We start from the raw sequence: 21,228 nt of genomic DNA, 5'->3' as shown, positions 1-21,228 counted from the left end.
CCTGCGTGACCGCGCCCGCGCGCCGGTCGCGGGCCTCGCGTGGTGCGTGGGCAGGAACCGGCGGCCGGCCACCTTTCCCGCCTTCCTGGAGTTTCCGTGAGTTCCTGCCGTTCCCCACAGTCCCCGATGCGCCACCTGGCCCTGCGCCGCAGCACCCTGGCCGTGCGCGCCGCCCTGGCCGGCCTGGTCCTGGCCGTTCCCGCGCCCGCCGTGCTGGCCGAGGAGGCCGCGGCGCCGGATGCGACCGAACTGGACGCGGTGCTGGACGCGGTGCTGGTGGTCGCCCAGCGCGCCAGCCGCACCAGCACCGGCGCGACCAACCTCGACCTGGACATCAAGGACACCCCGCAGTCGATCAGCGTGGTGTCCGGCGAACTGATGCGCCAGTTCGGTGCCAACAGCGTCAATGACGCGCTGCGCCTGGCCACCGGCGTGCGCGTGGACGAGTGGGAAACCAACCGCACCAGCTACAGCGCGCGCGGCTTCGACATCCTCAACACCCAGATCGATGGCGTCGGCATGCCCAACAGCTGGGGGATCGCGACTGGCGCGATGGACGCCTTCGGCTACGAGAAGGTCGAGGTGATCCGCGGCGCCAACGGCCTGCTGACCGGCGTGGGCAACGCCGCCGGCACCATCAACTACGTGCGCAAGCGGCCGACCAACGAGAAGCAGGGCGTGTTCGGCCTCAGCCACGGTTCGTGGAGCACCGTGCGCGCCGAAGCGGACTATTCGACGCCGTTCACCGCCGACGGCACCTGGGCCGGGCGCATCGTCGCCGCGCACGAATCGGGCGATTCCTGGCTGCGCGCCAACGAGAACAGCCGCAACTTCGCCTACGGCGTGGTCGACGGCCAGGTCGGCGACAACGGCACGCTGGCGTTCGGTTATTCGTACCAGCGGGCCAAGTCCGACGGGATCATGTGGGGCGCGCTGGTGTTCATGGACAGCGCCGGCAGCCAGAACGAGTGGCCGCGCGACGCCACCACCACCCAGGACTGGACCTGGTGGAACACCACCGAGCAGACCGCCTTCATCGAGTACACCCACCGGCTGGGCGCGGACTGGCAGCTTAAGGCCACCTACAACTACCGCCGCGGCTCGGGCGACGAGCGCATGTTCTACGCCTACGACGGGCAGGGCACCGGGCTGGAACCTGGCACCGGCCTGGGCCTGGTCGGCTATCCGTGGGGCGGCGACGACGAATCGACCGCGCACCTGGGCCAGGTCAGCCTGGATGGCAGCTTCGAGCTGTTCGGGCGCCAGCAGCAGGCGATGGTCGGCGTGAGCCTCTCGCGCAGCGAAGCCATCAACAACGAGCGCACCGCCGATTTCTCCTCGCCGGCCTGGGGGCCGCTGCCGCCGTTCCCGTACCCGACCGACGCGATCCCGGAGCCGGCCTGGAGCGAACCGTCGCAGTACTCGCTGCTCAACCAGCGCCTGGCGCGCGTGTTCGGTGCCACCCGCATCTCGCTGGGCGACCGCCTCAACCTCATCCTCGGCGCCAACCACGCGCGCTACCGTCGTGCCGGCTGGTCCTACGCCCTGGAGTTCGACCAGACCACCAGCCATACCAGCCCCTATGCCGGCGTGACCTTCGACTTCAGCGACCGCGTGCTGGGCTATGTCAGCTATTCGGACATCTACCAGCCACAGGACCAGGTCGACGCCAACGACCGCTACCTCGATCCCAGCAAGGGCGTGAACTACGAGGCCGGGATCAAGGCCGAATGGCTGGACCGGCGCCTGCTGACCACCGTGGCCGTGTTCAAGGCCGACCAGCAGGGCCTGGCCACGCCGACCGGCCAGTACAACCAGTACGGCCAGAGCATCTACGCGCCGGTGGACGTGGAGTCCCGCGGCATCGAGCTGGAAGCGGTCGGGCGGCTCACCGACAACGTCGACCTGGTGCTGGGCTATACCGCGCTGGAGCTGGATGGCCTAAACGGCGACGACACCTATCCGTGGGTGCCGCGGCGCTCGGCCAACCTGGTGCTGAGCGCGCGTGCGCCCGGTTACGCGCCGCTGTCCTACGGCATCGGCGGGCGCTGGCAGGGCGGGGTTTCCAACGTCGAAAGCAGTGGCCTGCGCGTGCGCCAGGGCAGCTACGCGGTGGTCAACGCGTTCATGGCCTGGGACTTCCTCGACAACGCCAGCCTGCGCCTGAACGTCAACAACGCATTCAACGAGAAGTACATCAACACCCTGCGCTACAGCGGCTATTACGGCGCTCCGGCCAACTACAGCGTCACCCTCGACTGGCGCTTCTGATCGATCACGCTCCCCACGGAACCACGCAGCCATGTCCGCCACGCCCGTTCCCACCAGCCATCCCCGCCTGCGCATCGCCGCGCGGGTAGGCGCCGCCGTGCTCGGTGGCTACGCCCTCACCTGGGGCTTCATCGCCGCGGGCACCGCGCTGGCGGTGAAGCTGGGCATGGATTTCCACGACGCCGAGTTCCTCGCCAGCGCGCTGGGCCTGCTGCTGTTCCTGGCCGTGTTCATGGGCACGATCGCCAGCCGTCGCGGTGCGCTGCTGCTGTGGGGCACGCTGCTCGGTGGCGGTGCGCTGCTGGCGGCGGCCGGCTCGCTGCTCCAGGCCAGCATCGCGTGACCGCCATGGGACGTACCGGAGCCGACGCGATGTTCCCCAGCTTCCGCCAGGCCATGGCCTGGCTGCACACCTGGTTCGGCCTGGTGCTGGGCTTCGTGCTGATGGCGGCGTTCTTCTTCGGCGCGCTGTCGGTGTTCGACCGCGAGATCGACCGCTGGGCGATCCCGGCCACGCGCTTCGAACCGCAGCCGATGCCCTCGTTCGAGCAGGTGCTGCGGCCGGCGTTCGAGCGCCTGCAGCCGCCGCCGGAGATGGTCGAGGCGATGCGCCCGCGGGTGGACGGACCGATGCCGGAGCGCTTCGACCGGATCGCCTACTGGAGCGCCTACACCACCCACCGCGACCCGGTGCTGGCGATCTACGCCGGCTGGGAGGTGCCAGGGGCGAAGAACCCGGACGAGCAGCTGTTCGCGGTGGGCACCATCGATCCGCGCGACGGCACGCCGCTGCCGGACGACCGCCTGAAGATCGGCAGCGGCTTCTTCTTCCCGCTGCACTACGGCCTGACCCTGGACTGGAAGAACCTGGGCATCTGGATCGTCGGCTTCTCCGCGCTGGTGATGCTGGCCGCGCTGGCCAGCGGCGTGGTCATGCACCGCCGGCTGTTCCGCGAGCTGTTCACTTTCCGCCCCGGCAAGGCGCGCCTGCGCAGCGCGCTGGACCTGCACAACCTCACCGGCGTGGTAGCGCTGCCGTTTCACTTCTTCTTCGCCTTCACCGGGCTGGTGATCTTCGCGGCCACGTACTACTTCCCGCTGGGCCATACCCAGCTGCACGAGCTGCATGAGCTGCACGAGAAGCACGAGGCCGCCGCGCTGGGGCTGCCGCACGGACGCTCCGGCGTGCCGGCTGGGCTGGCGAACGTGGACGCGATGGTCGGCGAAGCGCAACGGCGCTGGGAGGCGCGCGGCATGGCGGGCGACGTCGGCTTCCTGGTGCTGCAGCACGTCGGTGACGCCAACGGCTACGTCAGCGTGTACCGTGCCGGCACCGACCGGATCGCCCTGGTCGGGCAGGGCATCCATTTCAAGGCCGACACTGGCGCGCTGCTGCGCGAGGACCCGCCGGCCACGCCGGTGGCGCGGGTGGCCGAGTTCCTGACCGGCCTGCACCTGCAGCATTTCCGCCACTGGCTGCTGCGCTGGCTGTACGTCTTCGGCGGCCTGATGGGTGCGGTCTGCATCGCCACCGGCTTCGTGTTCTTCGTCGAGAAGCGCAAGCGCCAGCACGCGCGCGTGGGCAGCCAGGGCGTGCGCATCGTCGACGCGCTGGCGGTGACCACGGTCACCGGCATGGTCCTGGCGGCGCTGGGCATCCTCGTCGCCAACCGGCTGCTGCCCGAGTCGCTGCCGGGCCGCGGCGACTGGGAGCGCTACGCGTTCTGGGGCACCTGGGCGCTGGCCCTGGTGCATGCCGGCTGGCGCAGCGCGCCGGTCGCGCGCGGCCTGCCCAACCCGGCCTGGCGCGAGCAGTGCTGGGCGATCGCGGTGCTGGCGGTGGCAGCGCCGGTGCTGAACTGGATCACCACCGGCGACCACCTGCTGCGCACGCTCGCCGCCGGGTACTGGCCGGTGGCCGGTCTGGACCTGGCCCTGCTGGCAGTGGCGGCGATCGCCGCGGCGGCGGGGCATCGCCTCGGCCGCCGCGCCGAAGCCGCGACGCGCATCGGCGCCCACCGCGGCGAGGCTGCCCATGCCTGAGCCGCAGATCGCACATGGCTGGCTGCTGCTGGGCGCGATGCTGGCCTGCCTGGCCGGGATGGGCTGGCTGGCGCTGGCGATGGACGCGCACGCGCGCCAGGTCTGGGGCAGGGCACTTCCGCCTGCCGTGGCGACAGGCCTGCGCGTGACGGGCGCGCTCGCGTTGGCCGCCGGACTGTGGCTGTGCCTGCTGGCCGACCATCCGACGATGGCGGTGCTGGTGTGGGTGATGGCGCTGGCGGTGGGCGCGCTCGCGGTGGCGATGCTGTTGGCCTGGCGCGCGCGCTGGCTGCGCGCGCTGGCGCCGTGGGTGCGCCGCGCGGCCTGAGGGCGAGCCCGCCCTCAGGCGTGGATCAGCCGCCCGCCGGCGAACGACCAGTTTTCCCAGCTGGTTTCCTTGAAGCACACCATCACGTGCTCCGGATCCAGTCCGAGCGCGGACAGCCGCTGCATCAACCCGGCCAGCAGCGCCTTCTTCACCTTCACGCTGCGGCCGACCGACCACAGGATCTCGATCAGCACGAAGTCATCCCCGCGTGGCGTGGCCGCGTCGGGATAGCCGGGGTCGTAGCGGAAGTCGTCGGCGTCCAGCTCGAGCACGCGCTGGAAGCGGTCGGTGGCCGGTACGCCGGATTCGACCAGCGCCGCGTGCACGGCATCGAGCACGCCGGCCTTGAACTCCGCGGTCTTCGGCTTGCGGACGGTGACGGTGACGAGGGGCATCGGGGCTCTCCTGTGCGCGGCCAGGGCCGCAGGATACGCCGGCCGGCATGTCCGCCGTGGCCGCGCCGGTGCAACGCTCAATCCAGTTCGCGGGCCATGAACACGTTGAAGTCGGTGGCCTGGTAGTCGCCGAACGGCCCGCACCAGGCGAAGCCGTTGCGCAGGTACAGTGCATGCGCCGCATCGAAGGCCGGCCCGGTGCCGGTCTCCAGCAGCAGGCGAGCATAGCCGCGTTCGCGGGCCGTGGCCACGATCCGGTCCAGCAGCGCCTGGCCGACGCCGCGGCGCAGGAAGGCCGTGCGCGTGCGCATCGACTTGATCTCGCCGCTGCGCGCGTCCAGTTCCTTCAGCGCGCCGCAGCCGCACAGGGCGCCCTCGTCCCAGGCCGTCCAGAAGGTCAGGCCTGGCGCACGCAGGCTGTCGATCGCCAGCGCATGCACGTGGCCGGGTGGCGAGTTGCCGTGCATGCCGGCGAGGTGCTCGGCGACCGGCGCCTGCACCTCGGGCGAGGAAAGGTCGTCGTGGCGGATCTCAAGGCCCATGTGGCGTGTTCGCGTCTGCTCTGCGGCGAAGTCTACCGGCGATCAGTGCCGCGCCGGCGATGCCACCCAGCGCGGCTGCCGCGGACAGCAACCACTGCTCCGTGACGAACGCCAGCGCAGTGGCGATACCCAGCCCGGCCACGAGGGTTGTCCACAGCGTCGCCTGCTTGCGGGCCGGTGCGATCGCGACCGCCGTGGCCAGCACCGCCAGCGCGGATGCCGCCGCTGCCACGTGCTGCAGCCACGCCAGCACCGTGCGGATCGTGGCGTTGCCGCACAGGCCCGAGACCAGCTCCTGCGGAGGACACAGCTGCGCGTTCACGAAGGCACAGGCGCCCACGCCCAGGACCAGCACCAGGGACCAGGCGCAGATGATGGCAGGGAGCAGGAGGAGCCAGCGCAGGGTATGCATGCGTGCCGGTCGGGCGCTCAGTTTCCCGGCATCTGCCTGGCCGTCTCCACAGCGCGCTGCGGGTGCAGCAGCGGCTGGCCGGTGCCGTTGCGGGTCGCGGTCCGTTCGAGCAGGGTCCGCAGTCCAGCGCCGTCCAGTTGCGGCCGCACCGCCAGCACCTTTGCCGCCGCGTTGACCACCAGGGGCACGGCCATCGAGGTGCCCGACGGGTACGACGGCCCACCATCGGGCAGGCGTGCCGGCACGCGGTCGCCGTTGGCGTACAGCGTCACCTCCGGTCCGCTGTTGGTCCACCCGGTGGCCTTGCCGTGGCGGTCGACCGCACCGACCAGGAGGAAGTTGGGCAGCGCGAACAGCGTCGCCGGGTTGGCGGTCTTCATGTCGCTGCCGGCATTGCCGGCAGCGCCGACGAAAAGCACGCCCGGCGCCGCCGTCATGCCCTCGATGAGCGCGACGCGGATCGCTTCCACCGTGTACCGGGCCAGCGCAAGGCGTTCCTCTTCGGGCATGTCCGGCGCGCAGGCCTCGAGGTTGGACAGGTAGGCGCGCTCGGCGCGGCCCCAGGACATGTTCACCACGCGCACGCCGTTGTCGACGAGGAAGCCGAGCAGGTCGGCGATGGAGGCTGCCTCGCGCTCGGCCAGCTCGCGGCTCCAGCACGGCTCCGGTGACGAGCCATGCCACCATTCCATCCGCGCGATCACGATCTCCGCGTGCGGGTTGCCGGCCAGGGCGATGTCGGCGATGCCGGTGCCGTGCACGTAGCCGCTCCAGCGGCCCAGCGCGTCGTCGAACCCGGCGGCCTCGGCCGGCGTCTGCTGCCTGAGCCGCTCGGCGACCGCCCGCGCCTGCGGGCTGTCGACGCCGCTGTCGCGGTCGTCCAGGGCGCGCAGGATGTCGTTGAGCTCCGCCGCGCGCTCGGAGAGGGCGGCCGGCAGCACCGCCAGCGCGGTGTCCTGGTGCTGCTTGAAGGCGTCGTAGCCGCGGACGATGGGAGCGCCGTCGGCGCCCAGCGCCACCTGGCCGGGAAACAGCGCGGGTTCCACGCCGCTGTCCCAGATCCCGATCCTCACCTTCGGCGCGGATTCGAGCCCTTCGATCGTGGCCTCGCGCGCGGCCCAGAACTCCGATACCGGTTCCGCATCCTGCGCGGGCGCGGGGAGGGCAGCGAGGCCCAGCAGCGCCGCGGCGACCAGCTTCACGAGTGCTTCGGTCCTGGCCATGCCTTTCCCCTCGGTGATCGCCGGGCACCCGGTTCGGGTCGGGGCCGGCATGACGGTGCTGCCACGGCGAAGCCGTCCTGCCGATGGTGAGCTACCGGCAGGCCGGCGCCGTATGCCTTCCCCGGGGCGCCGCCGGCGAGTGTGCCGTAAAACGGCGCTGGATCGGAGAGCCCGCGATGCCGGTCAACGCGGCGGACGACGCAGTCAGGCCAGAGGGGAGCCGTGTCCCGGAACGCGTCGGCGGAGGCTCGCACACCTTCGCGACCATGACTTCTGGCCTATCTCCGCACCGGCAGCGTCGCCTAGGCTGCGGGGCTTTCCCCACACCTGCGGGCCGCGTCCCGCGTTCCGGAGTCCCTGATGTCCCTGCGTTCCACCCTCGTTCCCCTGGTCCTGTCGGCGGCGGTCGCCGCCGCGCTGGCCGGCTGCAGCCAGTCCGCTCCCGCGGACGCGGCCTCCGCCGGCAATGCGGCCGCCTTCGACCTGTCGAAGGTCGATGCGCCGGTGACCTCCTTCAACGTGGCCGACCTGGAGCCCTCGATCCCGGCGTGCACCGACCTCAATGGCCACGTCAACAGCAAGTGGCTGGCGGCGAACCCGGTGCCGGGCGACCGCACCAGCTGGGGCAGTTTCGAGGTACTGGGCGAGCGTTCGCTGGCGATCCAGCACGCCATCGTCGAGCAGGTCGCCGCGGCGCAGCCGGCGGCCGGTTCGATCGAGGCCAAGCTCGGCGACCTGTGGCGCACCGGCATGGACCAGGCGGCGATCGACGCGGCCGGCCTGGCGCCGCTGCAGCCGGCGCTGGACGAGATCGCCAGCCTGAAGGACAGCGCCGGGATCGTCGGCCTGCTGCGCGAGCGCCACGCCATCGGCCTGGGCCCGGTGTTCTCCTTCGGTGCCAATGCCGACTACAAGGATTCCGGCACCGTGATCGGCTACGCCGGCCAGGGCGGCCTGGGCCTGCCGGAAAAGGGCTACTACTTCGACGAGGACAAGGCCCCGATCCGCGCGGCCTACCTCGAGTACATCGGCAAGCTGCTGGCGCTGTCGGGCGTGGATGCCGACGAAGCGACGAAGCAGGCCAGGGCGGTGCTGGACTTCGAGACCCGCCTGGCCAGGGCCTCGCTGTCGCGCATCGAGCTGCGCGATCCGGCGAAGCGCTACAACCCTGTCAGCGCCGGCGAAGCCAACCGGATCACCCCGAACTTCGACTGGAACGCGTTCTTCGACACCCTGCAGGTGCCGGCGAAGGAGAAGTTCTCGCTGGCCCAGCCGGAGTTCTTCGCCGAGTTCGACCGCATGCTGGTCGACACCCCGGTCGAGGCCTGGCAGGCCTACCTGCGCTTCCACACCCTCGACGCCGCCGCGCCGTACCTGGCCGCGCCGTTCGAGGAAGCGAACTTCGCCTTCCACAGCCAGGCGCTGCGCGGGCAGAAGGAAATGCTGCCCCGCTGGAAGCGCGTGCTGGGCGTGGTCAACGCCTCGATGGGCGAGGCGCTGGGCCAGCTGTACGTGCAGGCCGCGTTCCCGCCGGAGTCCAAGGCGCAGATGCAGCAGCTGGTGCAGAACCTCTCGGCCGCGCTGAAGGTGCGCCTGGAGAACCTGGACTGGATGGGCGAGGAGACGAAGAAGCGCGCGCTGGAGAAGTGGGCCAGCTTCACCCCGAAGATCGGTTACCCGGACAAGTGGCGTTCCTGGGACGGCCTGGAGACGACCAGCGAAGGCTACCTGGCCAACGTCCGCGCGGCGCGCGCGTTCAACCACCGCTACATGCTCGACAGGATCGGCAAGCCGGTGGACCGCACCGAGTGGGGCATGACCCCGCAGACGGTCAACGCCTACTACAACTCGACCAGGAACGAGATCGTGTTCCCGGCGGCGATCCTGCAGCCGCCGTTCTTCGACCCGAAGGCCGATCCGGCACTCAACTACGGCGGCATCGGCGCGGTCATCGGCCACGAGATGATGCACGGCTACGACGACTCCGGCAGCCAGTTCGACGCCAGGGGCAACTTCGACCTGTGGTGGACGCCGGAGGACCGCAAGCTGTTCGAAGAGCGCGCCGACCGGCTGGTGGCGCAGTTCGACGGCTACGAGGCGCTGCCGGGCAAGCACGTGAAGGGCCGGCTGACCCTGGGCGAGAACATCGGCGACCTCGGCGGCCTGACCGTCGCCTACGATGCGATGCGGATGGCGCTGTCGCGCAACCCGGACGCGGACGTGGTGGTCGATGGCATGACCCAGGACCAGCGCTTCTTTGCCAACTGGGCCACGGTGTGGCGTCGCAACTTCACCGAGAACGAGCTGCGCGTGCGCCTGGAGACCGATCCGCACGCCCCGGCGAACTTCCGCGCCAACGGTGCGCCCTCGAACATGCCGGCGTTCGCGCAGGCGTTCGGCTGCAAGGCCGGCGATCCGATGGTGCGCGAGGAGCGGGTGGTGATCTGGTAAGCCCGCGGGAACGGCGGGGGCGCTGACGACGCCTGGCGCGTCGCCACGCGCCAGCGCCTCCGCGGCGCGGCTTCTCATCCGCCGAGGGGAATCAGGCATGGGAGCCGGGCAAGCCCGGCTCTACGATGGTGGGGCGCTCGTGCTACAGGCCACCGGTGACCGCGACCACGGTGCCGGTGACGTAGGTGGCGCGGTCCGAGAGCAGCCAGCCCACCGCGTCGGCGATCTCTTCCGGCTGGCCGGGACGCTGGAGCGGGATCCGCGCCGCGACGCGTGCGGCACGACCGGGTTCGCCGGCGCGCGCGTGGATGGTGGTGTCGATGGTGCCAGGCGCCACCGCGTTGACGTGGATGCGGTCGGCCGCCAGTTCGCGCGCCAGTCCGATGGTGAGCGTCTCGAGCGCGGCCTTGGAGGCGGCATAGGCCACGTACTCGCCGGGCGAACCGGTGCGCGCCGCGATCGAGCTGATGTTGACGATGCTGGAACGGGTTTCGCGGCCGCACCAGCGGCGCGCCGCCTCGCGGCACAGCCGCACCGGGGCAAGCAGGTTCACCGCGACGATCCGGTCGAGGTCGGCGTCCTGCAGCGCCTGGCGGCCCGGTCACGCCGGCGTTGTTGACCAGCGCGGTTACCTGTCCCATCGATTCGGCCGCATCGAAGAGCAGCGGAGCGGCATCCATGGCGGTCACCTCCTGGCGCAGCGCCCGGCAGGTACGGCCTTCCGGATCCAGCGATGCGACCAGCTCGGCGGCGTCCCCGTCGGAAGACGAGTGCGTGAACAGCACGGCGTAGCCGTCCGCGTGCAATCGCTGGACGATGCTGCGGCCGATGCCGCGGCTGCCGCCGGTGACGATGGCCACCGTGCGTGGGTCCTTCCTGCTCATGCTTCGACCTCCTGCGCCGGACCCGCTGGCAGGGCGCCGTCGTGCGGATCGGGCGGCGGCAGCTCGCGTTCCATCACGATGTCGCAGCGGGCGTAGTCCGGGTGCGGGCCGCGCTGCACGGCGCGGAAACCTGCCGCCTCGTAGAGGTGGATGGCGGCGGCGAGGCGCGTGTTCGAAAGCAGGCGCACCCGCCTCGCGCCCAGGTCGCGTGCGCGCTGCAATGCCATTGCAAGCAGGATCCGCCCCCAGCCCTTGCCGCGTTCGCTGGCGGCCACCGCCATGCGCGCCAGCAGCATGGTGTCCGCGTCCTCGCGCAGCACCGTGCAGGCGCCGATCACCGCGCCGCGGCTGGTCAGGGTGAGGATCGAGCCGCCCTCGCGCACGATGCGCATCGGGTCGCGTGCCAGCGCATGGTCGCCTTCCTCGAGCTCGAAGTACTCGCTGATCCAGGCCTCGTTGAGGCGGATGAAGTCGGCGGCGTGCGATTCGTTGTCGTAGTGGATGCGCATGTGGATTCCAGGGTGTCGGGATCGGGTTCGGTCGGTTCATCCGCACAGGGCGGTGGTCCACGCGCCCAGCCAGGCGGCAACCACGCGCGGGTGCAGCCAGGCCGCGAACAGCGCGGCGCAGGCAGCGAAGGCGGCGGCCATGGCGAGGACGGCGGCGGTGGCGCGGAACGGTTTCATGCGCCGGCCAGGCGGGGCGCGACGCGCACCACCGGCCGGTCGTCGATCTGCCAGTGCAGGGCGGCGGCGAGCAGGCCCAGGGCGATGGCCACCATCCACACGATGCGGTACGAGCCGGTCGCCTCGAACACGTAGCCGCCCAGCCACACGCCGAGGAAGGCCCCCAGCTGGTGGCCGATGAACACCAGGCCGAACAGCGTGCCGAGGTAGCGCAGCCCGAATACGCCCGACAGCACGCCATTGGTCAGCGGCACCGTGCCCAGCCACAGCAGCCCCATGATCACCGCGAACGGATACAGCGTCAGCGCACCCGGCGGCAGCAGCACGAACACGGCGATGGCGAGGCTGCGCACCAGGTACATCCCGGCCAGCAGGTACTTGGGCCGGTACCGCCCCCCAAGCACGCCGCAGGCGTAGATGCCGGCGACGTTCGCCAGCGCGATCGTGGCCAGCGCGGCCACCGCCGCCCCGGGTGCCAGGCCACGATCGGCCAGGTAGGCCGGCAGGTGGTTGACGATGAAGGCCAGCTGGAAGCCGCAGGCGAGGAATCCGAGGTTGAGCAGCCAGAAGCCGCGGTGCCGGCAGGCTTCGCGCAGCGCATCGCCAAGCCCCTGCGGCGGCGCCGCATCGTCCTCCGCGGCGTGCCCTTCGCGGAGCACGCGGGCCAGCGGCAGCATGAAGGCGAACACGCCCGCCACCACCAGCAGCGCCGCCTGCCAGCCCATGGCCACGATCAGGCCCTGCGCCGCCGGCACCATCAGGAACTGGCCGAGCCCACCCAGCGCGCCGGCCATGCCGATCGCCCACGCCCGGCGTGGCGCCGGCACCTTGCGGCTGACCGCCGCGTAGACCACGCCGAACGCGGTGCCGGCCAGGGCCAGGCCGATGGCGACGCCCGCGGCCAGCACGAAGCCGCCGGCGCTGGTGGCCTGGGTCATGCCATACAGCCCGAGGACGTCCAGGACCACGCCGGTGGCGACCACGCGGCCGGCGCCATGGCGGTCGGCCACCATTCCGGCCAGCGGCTGGGCGAGGCCCCAGACCAGGTTCTGCACCGCCAGGGCGAAGCCGAACAGTTCCCGCGACCAGCCCCGCGTGCCGGTCACCGGCAGCAGGAACAGCCCCTGCACGTGGCGCATGCCCAGGGCCAGGCCCATCACCGCGCCGGCGGCCAGCACCACCCGCCACGCGCGGCCCCGGTCCTGGGCCGGGTGGCATGCAACAGTGGAATCCCCGGGGATGCCGTTGGCCATCGTCGCGATCCGTGTAAGCTGCCGTGGCCGTAGTTGAGCGCGGTCACCGCGCCCGCCGCAAACGACATTTCGGACTGTTCGCTTTCGTGGGAGGAATGCCAGTGGACCTGCACCGGTTGCCGTCGCTGGACCTGCTGCGCGGTTTCGTCGCGGTCGGGCGGCACATGAGCATCACCGAGGCCGCGCGCGAGCTGTGCCTCACCCAGTCGGCGGTCAGCCGCCAGGTGCAGGCGCTGGAAGCGCAGGTCGGTGTGCGCCTGTTCCGCCGCGGCCACCGCTCGCGTTCACCGCCGAGGGCGAGCGCCTGTTCCGCAGCGCCGACGCCGCCCTGCAGCAGCTGCAGGACGCCATGGGCGCGCTGCGCGATCGCATCCGCACCCGCCCGGTCACCGTCAGCGCCACGATCGGCTTCACCGGCCTGTGGCTGCTGCCGCGGCTGAGCCGGTTCCAGGCCCGGCATCCGGGCGTGGACGTGCGCGTCTCGGCGCACAACCGCGTGGTCGACCTGCGCAACGACGGGGTCGACCTGGCGATCCGCTACACCAGCGCCGGACGGGCGCCGCCCGGTGCGCGCCTGCTGTTCCACGAGACCGTGGTCCCGGTGGCCAGCCCCGAGCTGGAGCCCGGCGCGCTCGACGGTCCCGCGTCGCTGGCCGGGCTGACCCTGCTGGAGTTCGAGAAGCCGGGTTATCCGTGGATCCAGTGGCTGCCATGGCTGGCCTCGGTCGGCTGGGGCGAGGCGCGTCCGCGCGCCATCCTGCATTTCAACCAGTACGACCTGGTGATCCAGGCCGCGTTGGCCGGGCAGGGCATCGCCCTGGGGCGGCGCGAACCGATCCGGCCGCTGCTGGAGGAGGGCAGGCTGGTGGTGCTGGATGACCTGCCCGCACCGGAAGCGTCCGGCCACGGCTACTGGCTGCTGCAGGCCGAGGCCGAGCTGCGCCCGGAAGTGGAAGCGGTGGCCACCTGGATCGCCGACGAGGCGCGGCAGGAAAGCGCCGCGCCGCTGCACCGGCTGATGGCCGAGTGAGCATGGGCTACCGGCGACGCCACGCGGCCTTCTCGCGGCCTGCACCTAGAATCCGCCCATTCCCCGGCGGGCAGGCGCGATGAAGGCAAAGGCGAAGAAGGTGCTCAAGTGGCTGGCCATCGGCCTGGCCGTGTTCGTGCTGGCCTCGGTGCTGTCGCTCTATGCCTACGGCCGTTTCGCCGAACGCGCGCGCGGGCCGGTGAGCATGGCGCTGCCGGTGGAGCCGGCGGCCACCGCCCTGGACCGGGCGGTCGAACCGCTGACCGCGGCGCGGCCCGGGCAGACCGGGATGCTGATCCTCGGCGACAACCTCGACGCCTTCGCGGTCCGGGCGATGACCGCGCGCGCCGCCGGGCGCAGCCTCGACCTGCAGTACTACATCTGGCACGCCGACTTCACCGGCAACATCATCCACAACGAGGTGCTGCGCGCGGCCGACCGCGGCGTGCGCGTGCGGCTGCTGCTGGACGACCTCAACGTGCACGGCAGCCATTCGGTGCTGGCGGCGCTGGACAGCCATCCGAACATCGAGGTGCGCCTGTTCAACCCGACCCGGGCGCGCGAGGGCACGATCGCGCGCGGGGTGGAGTTGCTGCTGCGCTTCCTCAGCCTCAACCGGCGCATGCACAACAAGATCTGGCTGGCCGACGGGCGGGTGGCGGTGGTCGGCGGGCGCAACATCGGCGACGAGTACTTCGACGCGGCCGCCGACATCAACTTCATGGACACCGATGTGGCCGTGGTCGGGCCGGCGGCGCGCCAGGCCGAGGAGATCTTCGACACGTACTGGAACAGCGTCTCGGCGATCCCGCTGGCAGCGCTGGCTGAAGCGGAGCCCGGGGCGCTGGACCGGGCCCGCCGCAACCTCGGCGCCGGCCTCACGTCGGACCGCGCCGGGCCGTACGCGAAGCGGCTGCGCGGCTCCCCCGGCGTGCGCGAGCTGCTGCAGGGCAAGCGCCCGATGCACTGGACGCGCACCGCCTCGCTGGTGGCCGATCCGCCGGAGAAGGCCGAAGGCGCAACGCCGCAGCCGGACTGGATGACCCCGCTGCTGGTGCAGGAGATCAACTCGGTGGAGCGCGACCTGAAGGTGATCTCGCCGTACTTCGTGCCGGGCAACGAGGGCGTGGAATGGTTCGCGGGGATGCGCCGGCGCGGGGTGGACGTGGGCATCCTCACCAACTCGCTGGCGGCCAACGACGTGCTGGCCGTGCATGGCGGCTACGCCGGCTACCGCATCCAGCTGCTGGAGCGCGGCATCGCCCTGTACGAACTCAAGGCGCATGGCAGTACCAACGCCAGCCTGTTCGGGTCCAGTGGCGCCAGCCTGCACACCAAGGCCTTCGTGATCGACGGCCGGCGTGGTTTCATCGGCTCGTTCAACCTCGACCCGCGCTCGATGAACCTCAACACCGAGATGGGCCTGCTGTTCGAGGACCGCGACGCGGCGAAGCAGCTGGAGGCGCTGTACGCGGCCAAGACCTCGGCACAGACCAGTTACCGCCTGGAGCTGGCCGACGGCGGGTTGCGCTGGCACGACGACGCGGCCGAGCCGCCGCAAACCTGGGACCGCGAGCCGGAGGCGAGCCTGTGGCAGCGCGCCGCGGCGCGGGCGATCGGCTGGCTGCCGGTGGAGTCGCAGCTGTAGCGCGTGGTGCCATGGCCGCGACCGGGAGCCGCCGATGAGCGTCGAACTCGCCCTGGTGCTGGGGCTGCTGGGCCTGGCCATCCTCCTGTTCTCGCGCGGGCGGCCGCGCGCCGACGTGGTCGCGTTGCTGGTGATGGCGCTGCTGCCGTTCACCGGCGTCATCGGCATCGGCGAGGCCATAGCCGGCTTCGCCGATCCGAGCGTGGTGCTGATCGCGCTGCTGTTCGTGGTCGGCGAAGGGCTGGTCCGCACCGGCGTGGCGCAGCGGCTGAGCCTGCTGATCCTGCGCGTGGCGCGCGGCAGCGAAACCGGCCTGGTGGTGGCGCTGATGCTGGCGGTGGGGGCACTGGGCTCGGTGATGAGTTCCACCGGCGTGGTCGCGATCTTCATCCCCATCGTGCTGCGCATCGCCCGCGCCAGCCGGATCGCCCCGGGCCGGCTGATGATGCCGTTGAGCGTGGCGGCGCTGTGCAGCGGCATGCTGGCCCTGGTCGCCACCGCACCCAACCTGGTGGTGCACGGCGAACTGCTGCGCGAGGGCCACGCCGGCTTCGCCTTCTTCGACTTCCTGCCGTTCGGCCTGCCGGTGCTGCTGCTGGCGATCGCTGGATGCTGCTGGCGCGGCGCTGGCTGTGCACCGGCGCCGCACCGGCATCGCACCGCGCGCCGCGGCTGCAGGACTGGATCGGCCAGTACCGCCTGGAAGGACGCGCGTTCCGGGCGCGGGTGGGCGCGGAGTCGCCGCTGGTCGGGCGTGCCGGCACCGGACTGGAGGAAGCCGGGCTGGCCGGCTGGAACCTGCTGGCGGTCGAGCAGGCCGGGCGCTTCGGCCAGCGCCGGCTGCGTTCGCCCACGCGGCGCCTGCATGCCGGCGACGTGCTGCTGCTGGACCTGGGCGATCCTCGGATCGACGCCGGGCAGCGCCTGGCCGCGCTGGGACTGCAGGTGCTGCCGCTGGAAGGCACCTATTTCTGCGGGTACGCCAACGACATCGGCCTGGCCGAGCTGATGGTCGGCGCGAACTCGCCGCTGGCGGGCACCAGCGCCAACCGCGCGCGGCTGCGCGACCGCCACGACCTGGCCGTGGTCGGCCTGCGCAAGGGCCGCACCGCCGAAGTGCGCGACCTGGCCGACGAGCCGCTGGAGATCGGCGACACCCTGCTGGTGGCCGGGCCGTGGCCGGCGATCCGCGCGCTGGGATCCGGCGCCGACGGGTTGATCCTGCTGGGCATGCCGTCGGAGGCGGACGAGGTGGCGCCGGCGGCCGGACGCGCGCCGGCGGCGCTGGCCTGCCTGGCGCTGACGATCATGCTGATGGTCTCGGGCGTGGTGCCGAACGTGCACGCGGCGCTGCTGGGCTGCCTGCTGATGGGCCTGGCCGGCTGCATCGACCTGCGCAGCGCCTACCGCGCCATCCACTGGCCCAGCCTGGTGCTGATTGTGGGGATGCTGCCGTTCTCGCTGGCGCTGCAGCGCACCGGCGGCGTGGACCTGGCCGCCGACCTGCTGCTGGACCTGGTCGGCGATGCCGGCCCGCGCGTGGTACTGGCGGCGATCTTCGTGGTCACCGCGGTGTTCGGGATGTTCATCTCCAACACCGCCATTGCCGTGCTGATGGCGCCGGTGGCGCTGGCGGTGGCCCAGCACCTGGGCATGTCGCCGTATCCGTTCGCGATGACCGTGGCGCTGGCCGCGTCGGCGGCGTTCATGACGCCAGTGTCCTCGCCGGTCAACGCACTGGTGGTCGGGCCGGGCGGCTACCGTTTCGGCGATTTCGTGCGCATCGGCACGCCGCTGGCGTTGATCGCGCTGCTGGTGACGGTGTTGCTGGTGCCGTGGCTGTGGCCGCTGCACCCGGCCGCTTGAGCGCGCGGGTTCAGGTCGCCTGCAGGGCGCGGTCGCGCATCAGCCGCTCGAACTCGCGGAACACGTCGCCGTCGATCTTCCAGTCCTGCTCGGCGTGGAGGAGGCGCATGGCGTCCTCGTGCTCGCAGCCGGCGTGGTAGGGGCGGCGCGAGGTGATCGCGTCGTAGGTGTCGGCCACGCGCAGGATCCGCGCCGCCAGCGGGGTCGCATCGCCGGCCAGGCGGTCGGGGTAGCCGCTGCCGTCGATCGCTTCGTGGTGGTGGCGGATGATCTTCGCCACCGCCGCTGCATCCGGCCGGTGGCTGGCCAGGAAGATGCGCTCGCCCAGCGCCGAATGGGTCTTCATCACCTCTCAGTCGTCCTGCTCGAGGCGGCCGGGGTTGTGCAGGATGTGGTCGGGAATGCCGATCTTGCCGATGTCGTGGAAGTGCGCGGCCAGTTCCAGCTGCCTGAGGCTTTCGCCGCGCATGTCCAGGCGCAGGGCCAGGGCACGGGAAATGCGGCCGGTACGGTCGCAATGGCCGCAGGTGTAGGGGTCGCGGGCGTCGATGCTGGCAACGAGGGCGTCGAGCGAACAGGCGAACGTATCGAACTCGGGGGAGGGGTCGGAATCGAACATCGGTTGGGGGAGCGGTCAACGGGGCGCCAGCGTGGCCAGCAGCGCACGCGCGGCGTTGAAGCGGTCGGCCGCTTCGGGAAGGGGGTGCTTGATCCGCAGCTTGTCCGGCCCTTCCATGGCGTACAGGCGCGGCTGCTTCTGGATCATCTGGATGACGGCCATCGGGTCGACGCTGGGCCTGGCCTCGAACACGATGCGGCCGCCGGCTTCGCCCAGTTCCAGCTTGCGGATGCCCAGGGCCTGGGCCTGCAGCTTCAGCTCGGCGATGGCGAACAGGTTCTTGACCGCGTCCGGCAGCAGGCCGAAGCGGTCGATCATCTCCACCTGCAGCTCGCGCAGCGCGTCGCCGTCGCGCGCGCTGGAGATGCGCTTGTACAGGGTCAGCCGGGTGTGCACGTCCGGCAGGTAATCGTCCGGGATCAGCGCCGGCACGTTGAGCACGACCTCGGCGCCGCGCACTTCCTCGCCCGCATCCAGGTCCGGCAGCTTGCCCTGGCGGATGCTGCGCACCGCGCGCTCCAGCAGCTCGGTGTAGAGGCTGAAGCCGACCTCGGCCATCTGCCCGCTCTGGTCCTCGCCCAGCAGTTCGCCGGCGCCGCGGATCTCCAGGTCGTGGGTGGCCAGGGTGAAGCCGGCGCCGAGCTCGTCCATCGAGGCGATCGCCTCCAGCCGCTTCTCCGCGTCGGGCGTCATGGCGCGGCGGTCCGGCGGCACCAGCAGGTAGGCGTAGGCGCGGTGGTGCGAGCGGCCGACGCGGCCGCGCAGCTGGTGCAGCTGGGCCAGGCCGAACTTGTCGGCGCGGTTGATGATGATGGTGTTGGCGTTGGGGATGTCGATGCCCGACTCGATGATGGTCGAGGCCAGCAGCACGTTGAAGCGCTGCTTCTGGAAGTCCAGCATCACCCGTTCCAGCTCGCGCTCGGGCATCTGTCCGTGGGCCACGCCGATGCGCGCCTCCGGCACCAGTTCGGACAGCTGGCGCTGCATCCGGCCCATGCTTTCGACGTCGTTGTGCAGGAAGTACAGCTGGCCGCCGCGCGACAGTTCGCGCTGGAAGGCCTCGCGCAGCTGGTTGTCGTCCCAGGGTACGACGAAGGTCTGCACCGCCAACCGGTTCGGCGGCGGGGTGGCGATGATGCTCAGGTCGCGCAGGCCGGCCATGGCCATGTTGAGCGTGCGCGGGATCGGGGTGGCGGTCAGGGTCAGCAGGTGCACGTTGGCGCGCAGCGCCTTCAGCGCCTCCTTCTGGCGCACGCCGAAGCGCTGCTCCTCGTCGACGATGACCAGGCCCAGGTCCTTGAACTTCACGTCCGGTTGCAGCAGGCGGTGGGTGCCGACGATCACGTCGATCTCGCCGCGCGCGACCTTCTCCAGCTCGGCCTCGATTTCCTTCTTGCTCTTGAACCGCGACAGCACCTCGACCTTCAGCGGCCAGTCGGCGAAGCGGTCGCGGAAGTTGCGGTAGTGCTGCTCGGCCAGCAGGGTGGTCGGCACCAGCACCGCCACCTGGCGTCCGCCGCTGGCCGCGGCAAAGGCGGCGCGCACGGCGACCTCGGTCTTGCCGAAGCCGACGTCGCCGCAGACCACCCGGTCCATCGGCTGCGACGACTGCAGGTCGCGCAGCACCGCCTCGATCGCGGCGTGCTGGTCCGGGGTTTCCTCGAACGGGAAGCCGGCCGCGAAGGCCTCGTACATGGCCCGGTCGATGTCCAGGGCCAGGCCGGCGCGGGCCTGGCGGCGCGCCTGGATCTCCAGCAGCTCGGCGGCGACGTCGCGGACCTTCTCCTGCGCCTTGCGCTTGGCCCTGGTCCATTGTTCGCCGCCCAGCGAATGCAGCGGCGCGGTCTCCGGCGAGGCGCCGGAATAGCGGCTGACCAGGTGCAGCTGCGCCACCGGCACGTACAGGCGGTCGCCCTTGGCGTACTCGATGTCGAGGAACTCGCCGGGCATGCCGCCGATGTCCATCGCCACCAGGCCGCGATAGCGGCCGACGCCGTGGTCCTCGTGGACGATCGGCGCGCCTTCGCTCAGCTCGCCCAGGTCGCGGATGATCGCTTCCGGCTCGCGGCCGGCGCGGCGCGCGCGGCGCGGCTGGGTGGCGCGCTCGGGGAACAGCTGGCGTTCGGTGAGCACCGCCAGTTGCGGATCGTCGAGGGCGAAGCCGTCTTCCAGCGGCGCCACCGCCAGGGCGAAGCGTTCGCTGCCGGCGAGGAAGGCGGTGAAGTCGGCGACCAGCTTCGGCTGCAGGTTGGCCGCCTGCAGCACTTCCAGCAGCGCCTCGCGGCGGCCGGGCGAATCGGCGGCGACCAGCACCCGGCCCGGATAGCTGCCCAGGAACGAGCGCAGCGCCTCGCCGGCCAGGTGCTGCTCGCGGCTGGCCACCGGCAGCGACGGCGCCGGCTGGTCGCCCAGCGCGGCAGCGTCCTCCAGGCGCGCGTGTCCGGCGCCGCAGACCTCGATGCGGATGCCCCGGTTCAGGCGTTCGCGCAGAGTGTCCGGCGGCAGGTACAACTCCTCCGGCGCCAGCACCGGGTGCTCGACGTCATGGCGGCGCTGCTCGTAGCGGTTGCGGGTCTGCTGCCAGAACGCGTCGGCGGCGGCGTGGCTGCCGTCGGCCAGCACCGGCAGCGCCGACACCGGCAGGTAGTCGAAGAGCGTGGCGGTCGACGCCGAGCCGTCGCGCGCCGGCGGGAAGAACAGCGGCAGGTAGTACTCGACGCCGGCGGGCGCTATGCCGGCCTTCAGGTCCTGGTACAGGGCGCTGCGCCGGGTGTCGACGTCGAAGCGCTCGCGCAGGGTGTCCATGACCCGCGCCAGGCTGGCCTCGTCCATCGGCAGCTCGCGGCCGGGCAGCATGTGCACCGCATCGATCCGCTCCAGCGAGCGCTGGCTCTCCGGGTCGAAGCGGCGGATCGAGTCGATCTCGTCGTCCAGCAGCTCGATGCGCAGCGGCGCCTCGGCGCCCATCGGGTACACGTCGAGGAGGCCGCCGCGCACGGCGAAGTCGCCCGGATCCAGCACCTGCGGCACGTTGCGGTAGCCGGCCGACTCCAGCCGGCGCTTCTCCGCGTCCAGGTCCAGGCGCTGGCCGGTGGCCAGGTCGAAGCTGCCGCCGGTGATGTAGCGCAACGGCGGCAGGCGCTGCAGCAGGGTCTGCACCGGCACCACCACGATGCCGCGCTGCAGCTGCGGCAGCCGCTGCAGCGCCGCCAGGCGTTGGCTGACGATGTCCGGGTGCGGGCTGAAGCGGTCGTAGGGCAGGGTCTCCCAGTCCGGGAACGGCACCACCGGTAACGCCGGGTCGGCGCCCAGCAGGGTCAGCAGGTCGGCCTCGACCTGGTGGGCGGACTGGTTGTCCCGGGCCACGAACAGCACCGGCCCGGCATGCGCGCGCGCGGCCTGGGCCAGATGCCAGGCCAGGGCCGAAGGAGATGCGGGTGCGCGCCACCAGGCACGGGCCTGGCCGCGCCGCGGCAGGGGAGGCGAAGCGGAAGACATCGGGATTCCATTGTAGCCCGCGGCCGTGAGCGGCCCGCAGCGGCCGCGGGCCGGCGCGCAGGGCCTGTTCAGCGCGGCG

Annotated in this window: 19 protein-coding genes and 1 pseudogene; 10 read left to right on the top strand and 10 right to left on the bottom strand. The window is 71.6% G+C overall.

What is annotated here, in order from left to right:
• The first annotated feature begins 96 nt into the window (after positions 1 to 96).
• Genes PSEJ35_RS0108350 through PSEJ35_RS15810 form a run of 4 tightly spaced genes read left to right on the top strand, consistent with a single transcriptional unit; the run spans position 97 to position 4,642 of the window.
• Positions 97 to 2,271: a TonB-dependent siderophore receptor gene (locus PSEJ35_RS0108350; protein ID WP_232207613.1), complete on the top strand. Its 2,175-nt coding sequence runs from the start codon at positions 97 to 99 to the stop codon at positions 2,269 to 2,271.
• Between the two features lie 31 nt (positions 2,272 to 2,302).
• Positions 2,303 to 2,614: a hypothetical protein gene (locus PSEJ35_RS0108345; RefSeq protein WP_028917386.1), complete on the top strand. Its 312-nt coding sequence runs from the start codon at positions 2,303 to 2,305 to the stop codon at positions 2,612 to 2,614.
• A 5-nt stretch (positions 2,615 to 2,619) separates the two neighbouring features.
• Complete coding sequence (locus PSEJ35_RS0108340; RefSeq protein WP_232207612.1) at positions 2,620 to 4,314, top strand: PepSY-associated TM helix domain-containing protein; 1,695 nt, start codon at positions 2,620 to 2,622, stop codon at positions 4,312 to 4,314.
• Positions 4,307 to 4,642 (top strand): DUF3325 domain-containing protein, encoded by a 336-nt coding sequence (locus PSEJ35_RS15810; RefSeq protein WP_037082811.1) that lies wholly within the window; start codon positions 4,307 to 4,309, stop codon positions 4,640 to 4,642. Before PSEJ35_RS0108340 ends, PSEJ35_RS15810 begins: the two co-directional genes overlap by 8 nt.
• A 14-nt stretch (positions 4,643 to 4,656) precedes the next feature.
• Here PSEJ35_RS15810 and PSEJ35_RS0108330 read toward each other — a convergent pair whose 3' ends face one another.
• The 4 genes from PSEJ35_RS0108330 to PSEJ35_RS0108315 form a co-directional block, all read right to left on the bottom strand.
• Complete coding sequence (locus PSEJ35_RS0108330) at positions 4,657 to 5,037, bottom strand: tautomerase family protein (RefSeq protein WP_028917384.1); 381 nt, start codon at positions 5,035 to 5,037, stop codon at positions 4,657 to 4,659.
• A 77-nt stretch (positions 5,038 to 5,114) separates the two neighbouring features.
• On the bottom strand, positions 5,115 to 5,579 hold the full coding sequence (locus PSEJ35_RS0108325; protein ID WP_028917383.1) for a GNAT family N-acetyltransferase: 465 nt from the start codon (positions 5,577 to 5,579) through the stop codon (positions 5,115 to 5,117).
• The gene (locus tag PSEJ35_RS0108320) at positions 5,569 to 5,991 is read right to left on the bottom strand and encodes a hypothetical protein (protein WP_028917382.1); all 423 of its coding nucleotides are present in this window, start codon (positions 5,989 to 5,991) and stop codon (positions 5,569 to 5,571) included. Before PSEJ35_RS0108320 ends, PSEJ35_RS0108325 begins: the two co-directional genes overlap by 11 nt.
• A 17-nt stretch (positions 5,992 to 6,008) precedes the next feature.
• A complete protein-coding gene (locus PSEJ35_RS0108315; protein WP_028917381.1) occupies positions 6,009 to 7,214 on the bottom strand; it encodes a S8 family serine peptidase in 1,206 nt (401 codons plus the stop codon).
• A gap of 360 nt (positions 7,215 to 7,574) precedes the next feature.
• Here PSEJ35_RS0108315 and PSEJ35_RS0108310 point away from each other — a divergent pair, with 360 nt between their 5' ends.
• Complete coding sequence (locus tag PSEJ35_RS0108310) at positions 7,575 to 9,665, top strand: M13 family metallopeptidase (RefSeq protein ID WP_028917380.1); 2,091 nt, start codon at positions 7,575 to 7,577, stop codon at positions 9,663 to 9,665.
• 142 nt (positions 9,666 to 9,807) lie between these two features.
• On the opposite strand, the gene PSEJ35_RS17755 is transcribed toward PSEJ35_RS0108310, so the two are convergent.
• From PSEJ35_RS17755 to PSEJ35_RS0108290, 4 genes are all read right to left on the bottom strand, one after another.
• Positions 9,808 to 10,218, bottom strand: a complete 411-nt coding sequence (locus PSEJ35_RS17755; RefSeq protein ID WP_255326732.1) for an SDR family oxidoreductase — start codon at positions 10,216 to 10,218, stop codon at positions 9,808 to 9,810.
• 327 nt (positions 10,219 to 10,545) lie between these two features.
• Complete coding sequence (locus tag PSEJ35_RS15800; protein WP_051412593.1) at positions 10,546 to 11,058, bottom strand: GNAT family N-acetyltransferase; 513 nt, start codon at positions 11,056 to 11,058, stop codon at positions 10,546 to 10,548.
• Between the two features lie 36 nt (positions 11,059 to 11,094).
• Positions 11,095 to 11,235 carry a hypothetical protein gene (locus PSEJ35_RS17215; protein WP_156924772.1) on the bottom strand — a complete coding sequence of 47 codons (141 nt, stop codon included), beginning with the start codon at positions 11,233 to 11,235 and terminating at the stop codon, positions 11,095 to 11,097.
• Positions 11,232 to 12,488, bottom strand: a complete 1,257-nt coding sequence (locus PSEJ35_RS0108290; RefSeq protein WP_232207611.1) for an MFS transporter — start codon at positions 12,486 to 12,488, stop codon at positions 11,232 to 11,234. Before PSEJ35_RS0108290 ends, PSEJ35_RS17215 begins: the two co-directional genes overlap by 4 nt.
• A 95-nt stretch (positions 12,489 to 12,583) precedes the next feature.
• On the opposite strand from PSEJ35_RS0108290, the gene PSEJ35_RS17620 reads away from it, so the two are divergent.
• The 5 genes from PSEJ35_RS17620 to PSEJ35_RS17455 all read left to right on the top strand — a co-directional run bounded on the left by PSEJ35_RS17620 (position 12,584) and on the right by PSEJ35_RS17455 (position 17,032).
• The gene (locus PSEJ35_RS17620; protein ID WP_343122514.1) at positions 12,584 to 12,928 is read left to right on the top strand and encodes a LysR family transcriptional regulator; all 345 of its coding nucleotides are present in this window, start codon (positions 12,584 to 12,586) and stop codon (positions 12,926 to 12,928) included.
• Positions 12,838 to 13,518, top strand: a complete 681-nt coding sequence (locus tag PSEJ35_RS15795; RefSeq protein ID WP_232207610.1) for a LysR substrate-binding domain-containing protein — start codon at positions 12,838 to 12,840, stop codon at positions 13,516 to 13,518. Before PSEJ35_RS17620 ends, PSEJ35_RS15795 begins: the two co-directional genes overlap by 91 nt.
• A 79-nt stretch (positions 13,519 to 13,597) precedes the next feature.
• Complete coding sequence (locus tag PSEJ35_RS0108280; protein WP_028917378.1) at positions 13,598 to 15,166, top strand: phospholipase D family protein; 1,569 nt, start codon at positions 13,598 to 13,600, stop codon at positions 15,164 to 15,166.
• 34 nt (positions 15,167 to 15,200) lie between these two features.
• On the top strand, positions 15,201 to 16,175 hold the full coding sequence (locus PSEJ35_RS17615; RefSeq protein ID WP_232207609.1) for an SLC13 family permease: 975 nt from the start codon (positions 15,201 to 15,203) through the stop codon (positions 16,173 to 16,175).
• Positions 16,175 to 17,032: an SLC13 family permease gene (locus PSEJ35_RS17455; protein ID WP_232207615.1), complete on the top strand. Its 858-nt coding sequence runs from the start codon at positions 16,175 to 16,177 to the stop codon at positions 17,030 to 17,032. Before PSEJ35_RS17615 ends, PSEJ35_RS17455 begins: the two co-directional genes overlap by 1 nt.
• Positions 17,033 to 17,042: 10 nt before the next feature.
• Here the strand turns inward: PSEJ35_RS17455 and PSEJ35_RS16645 are convergent.
• Together PSEJ35_RS16645 and mfd are read right to left on the bottom strand one after the other, a co-directional pair.
• A pseudogene (locus PSEJ35_RS16645) lies at positions 17,043 to 17,651 on the bottom strand (HD domain-containing phosphohydrolase).
• Between the two features lie 15 nt (positions 17,652 to 17,666).
• Entirely contained in the window at positions 17,667 to 21,149 is a 3,483-nt protein-coding gene (mfd, locus tag PSEJ35_RS0108265; protein ID WP_037082808.1) for a transcription-repair coupling factor, read from the bottom strand.
• Positions 21,150 to 21,228 lie beyond the last annotated feature (79 nt).

Origin of the sequence: Pseudoxanthomonas sp. J35 (assembly GCF_000513995.1) — a bacterium.
In the GTDB taxonomy this organism is placed as follows: domain Bacteria; phylum Pseudomonadota; class Gammaproteobacteria; order Xanthomonadales; family Xanthomonadaceae; genus Pseudoxanthomonas.
The sequence above is the reverse complement of the archived record's forward strand: the minus strand, read 5'-3'. Positions and strand labels throughout refer to the sequence as shown.

Excerpts from the sequence above, each read along its gene's own strand:
- mfd (WP_037082808.1), bottom strand. The coding sequence starts at position 21,149 with ATGTCTTCCGCTTCGCCTCCCCTGCCGCGGCGCGGCCAGGCCCGTGCC.
- PSEJ35_RS0108320 (WP_028917382.1), bottom strand. The coding sequence starts at position 5,991 with ATGCATACCCTGCGCTGGCTCCTCCTGCTCCCTGCCATCATCTGCGCC.
- PSEJ35_RS17620 (WP_343122514.1), top strand. The coding sequence starts at position 12,584 with ATGCCAGTGGACCTGCACCGGTTGCCGTCGCTGGACCTGCTGCGCGGT.
- PSEJ35_RS0108315 (WP_028917381.1), bottom strand. The coding sequence starts at position 7,214 with ATGGCCAGGACCGAAGCACTCGTGAAGCTGGTCGCCGCGGCGCTGCTG.
- PSEJ35_RS0108290 (WP_232207611.1), bottom strand. The coding sequence starts at position 12,488 with ATGGCCAACGGCATCCCCGGGGATTCCACTGTTGCATGCCACCCGGCC.
- PSEJ35_RS0108345 (WP_028917386.1), top strand. The coding sequence starts at position 2,303 with ATGTCCGCCACGCCCGTTCCCACCAGCCATCCCCGCCTGCGCATCGCC.
- PSEJ35_RS17455 (WP_232207615.1), top strand. The coding sequence starts at position 16,175 with ATGGTCGGCGCGAACTCGCCGCTGGCGGGCACCAGCGCCAACCGCGCG.
- PSEJ35_RS17215 (WP_156924772.1), bottom strand. The coding sequence starts at position 11,235 with ATGAAACCGTTCCGCGCCACCGCCGCCGTCCTCGCCATGGCCGCCGCC.
- PSEJ35_RS17615 (WP_232207609.1), top strand. The coding sequence starts at position 15,201 with ATGAGCGTCGAACTCGCCCTGGTGCTGGGGCTGCTGGGCCTGGCCATC.
- PSEJ35_RS0108310 (WP_028917380.1), top strand. The coding sequence starts at position 7,575 with ATGTCCCTGCGTTCCACCCTCGTTCCCCTGGTCCTGTCGGCGGCGGTC.
- PSEJ35_RS15800 (WP_051412593.1), bottom strand. The coding sequence starts at position 11,058 with ATGCGCATCCACTACGACAACGAATCGCACGCCGCCGACTTCATCCGC.
- PSEJ35_RS0108325 (WP_028917383.1), bottom strand. The coding sequence starts at position 5,579 with ATGGGCCTTGAGATCCGCCACGACGACCTTTCCTCGCCCGAGGTGCAG.
- PSEJ35_RS15795 (WP_232207610.1), top strand. The coding sequence starts at position 12,838 with ATGGGCGCGCTGCGCGATCGCATCCGCACCCGCCCGGTCACCGTCAGC.
- PSEJ35_RS15810 (WP_037082811.1), top strand. The coding sequence starts at position 4,307 with ATGCCTGAGCCGCAGATCGCACATGGCTGGCTGCTGCTGGGCGCGATG.
- PSEJ35_RS0108340 (WP_232207612.1), top strand. The coding sequence starts at position 2,620 with ATGGGACGTACCGGAGCCGACGCGATGTTCCCCAGCTTCCGCCAGGCC.
- PSEJ35_RS0108280 (WP_028917378.1), top strand. The coding sequence starts at position 13,598 with ATGAAGGCAAAGGCGAAGAAGGTGCTCAAGTGGCTGGCCATCGGCCTG.
- PSEJ35_RS0108330 (WP_028917384.1), bottom strand. The coding sequence starts at position 5,037 with ATGCCCCTCGTCACCGTCACCGTCCGCAAGCCGAAGACCGCGGAGTTC.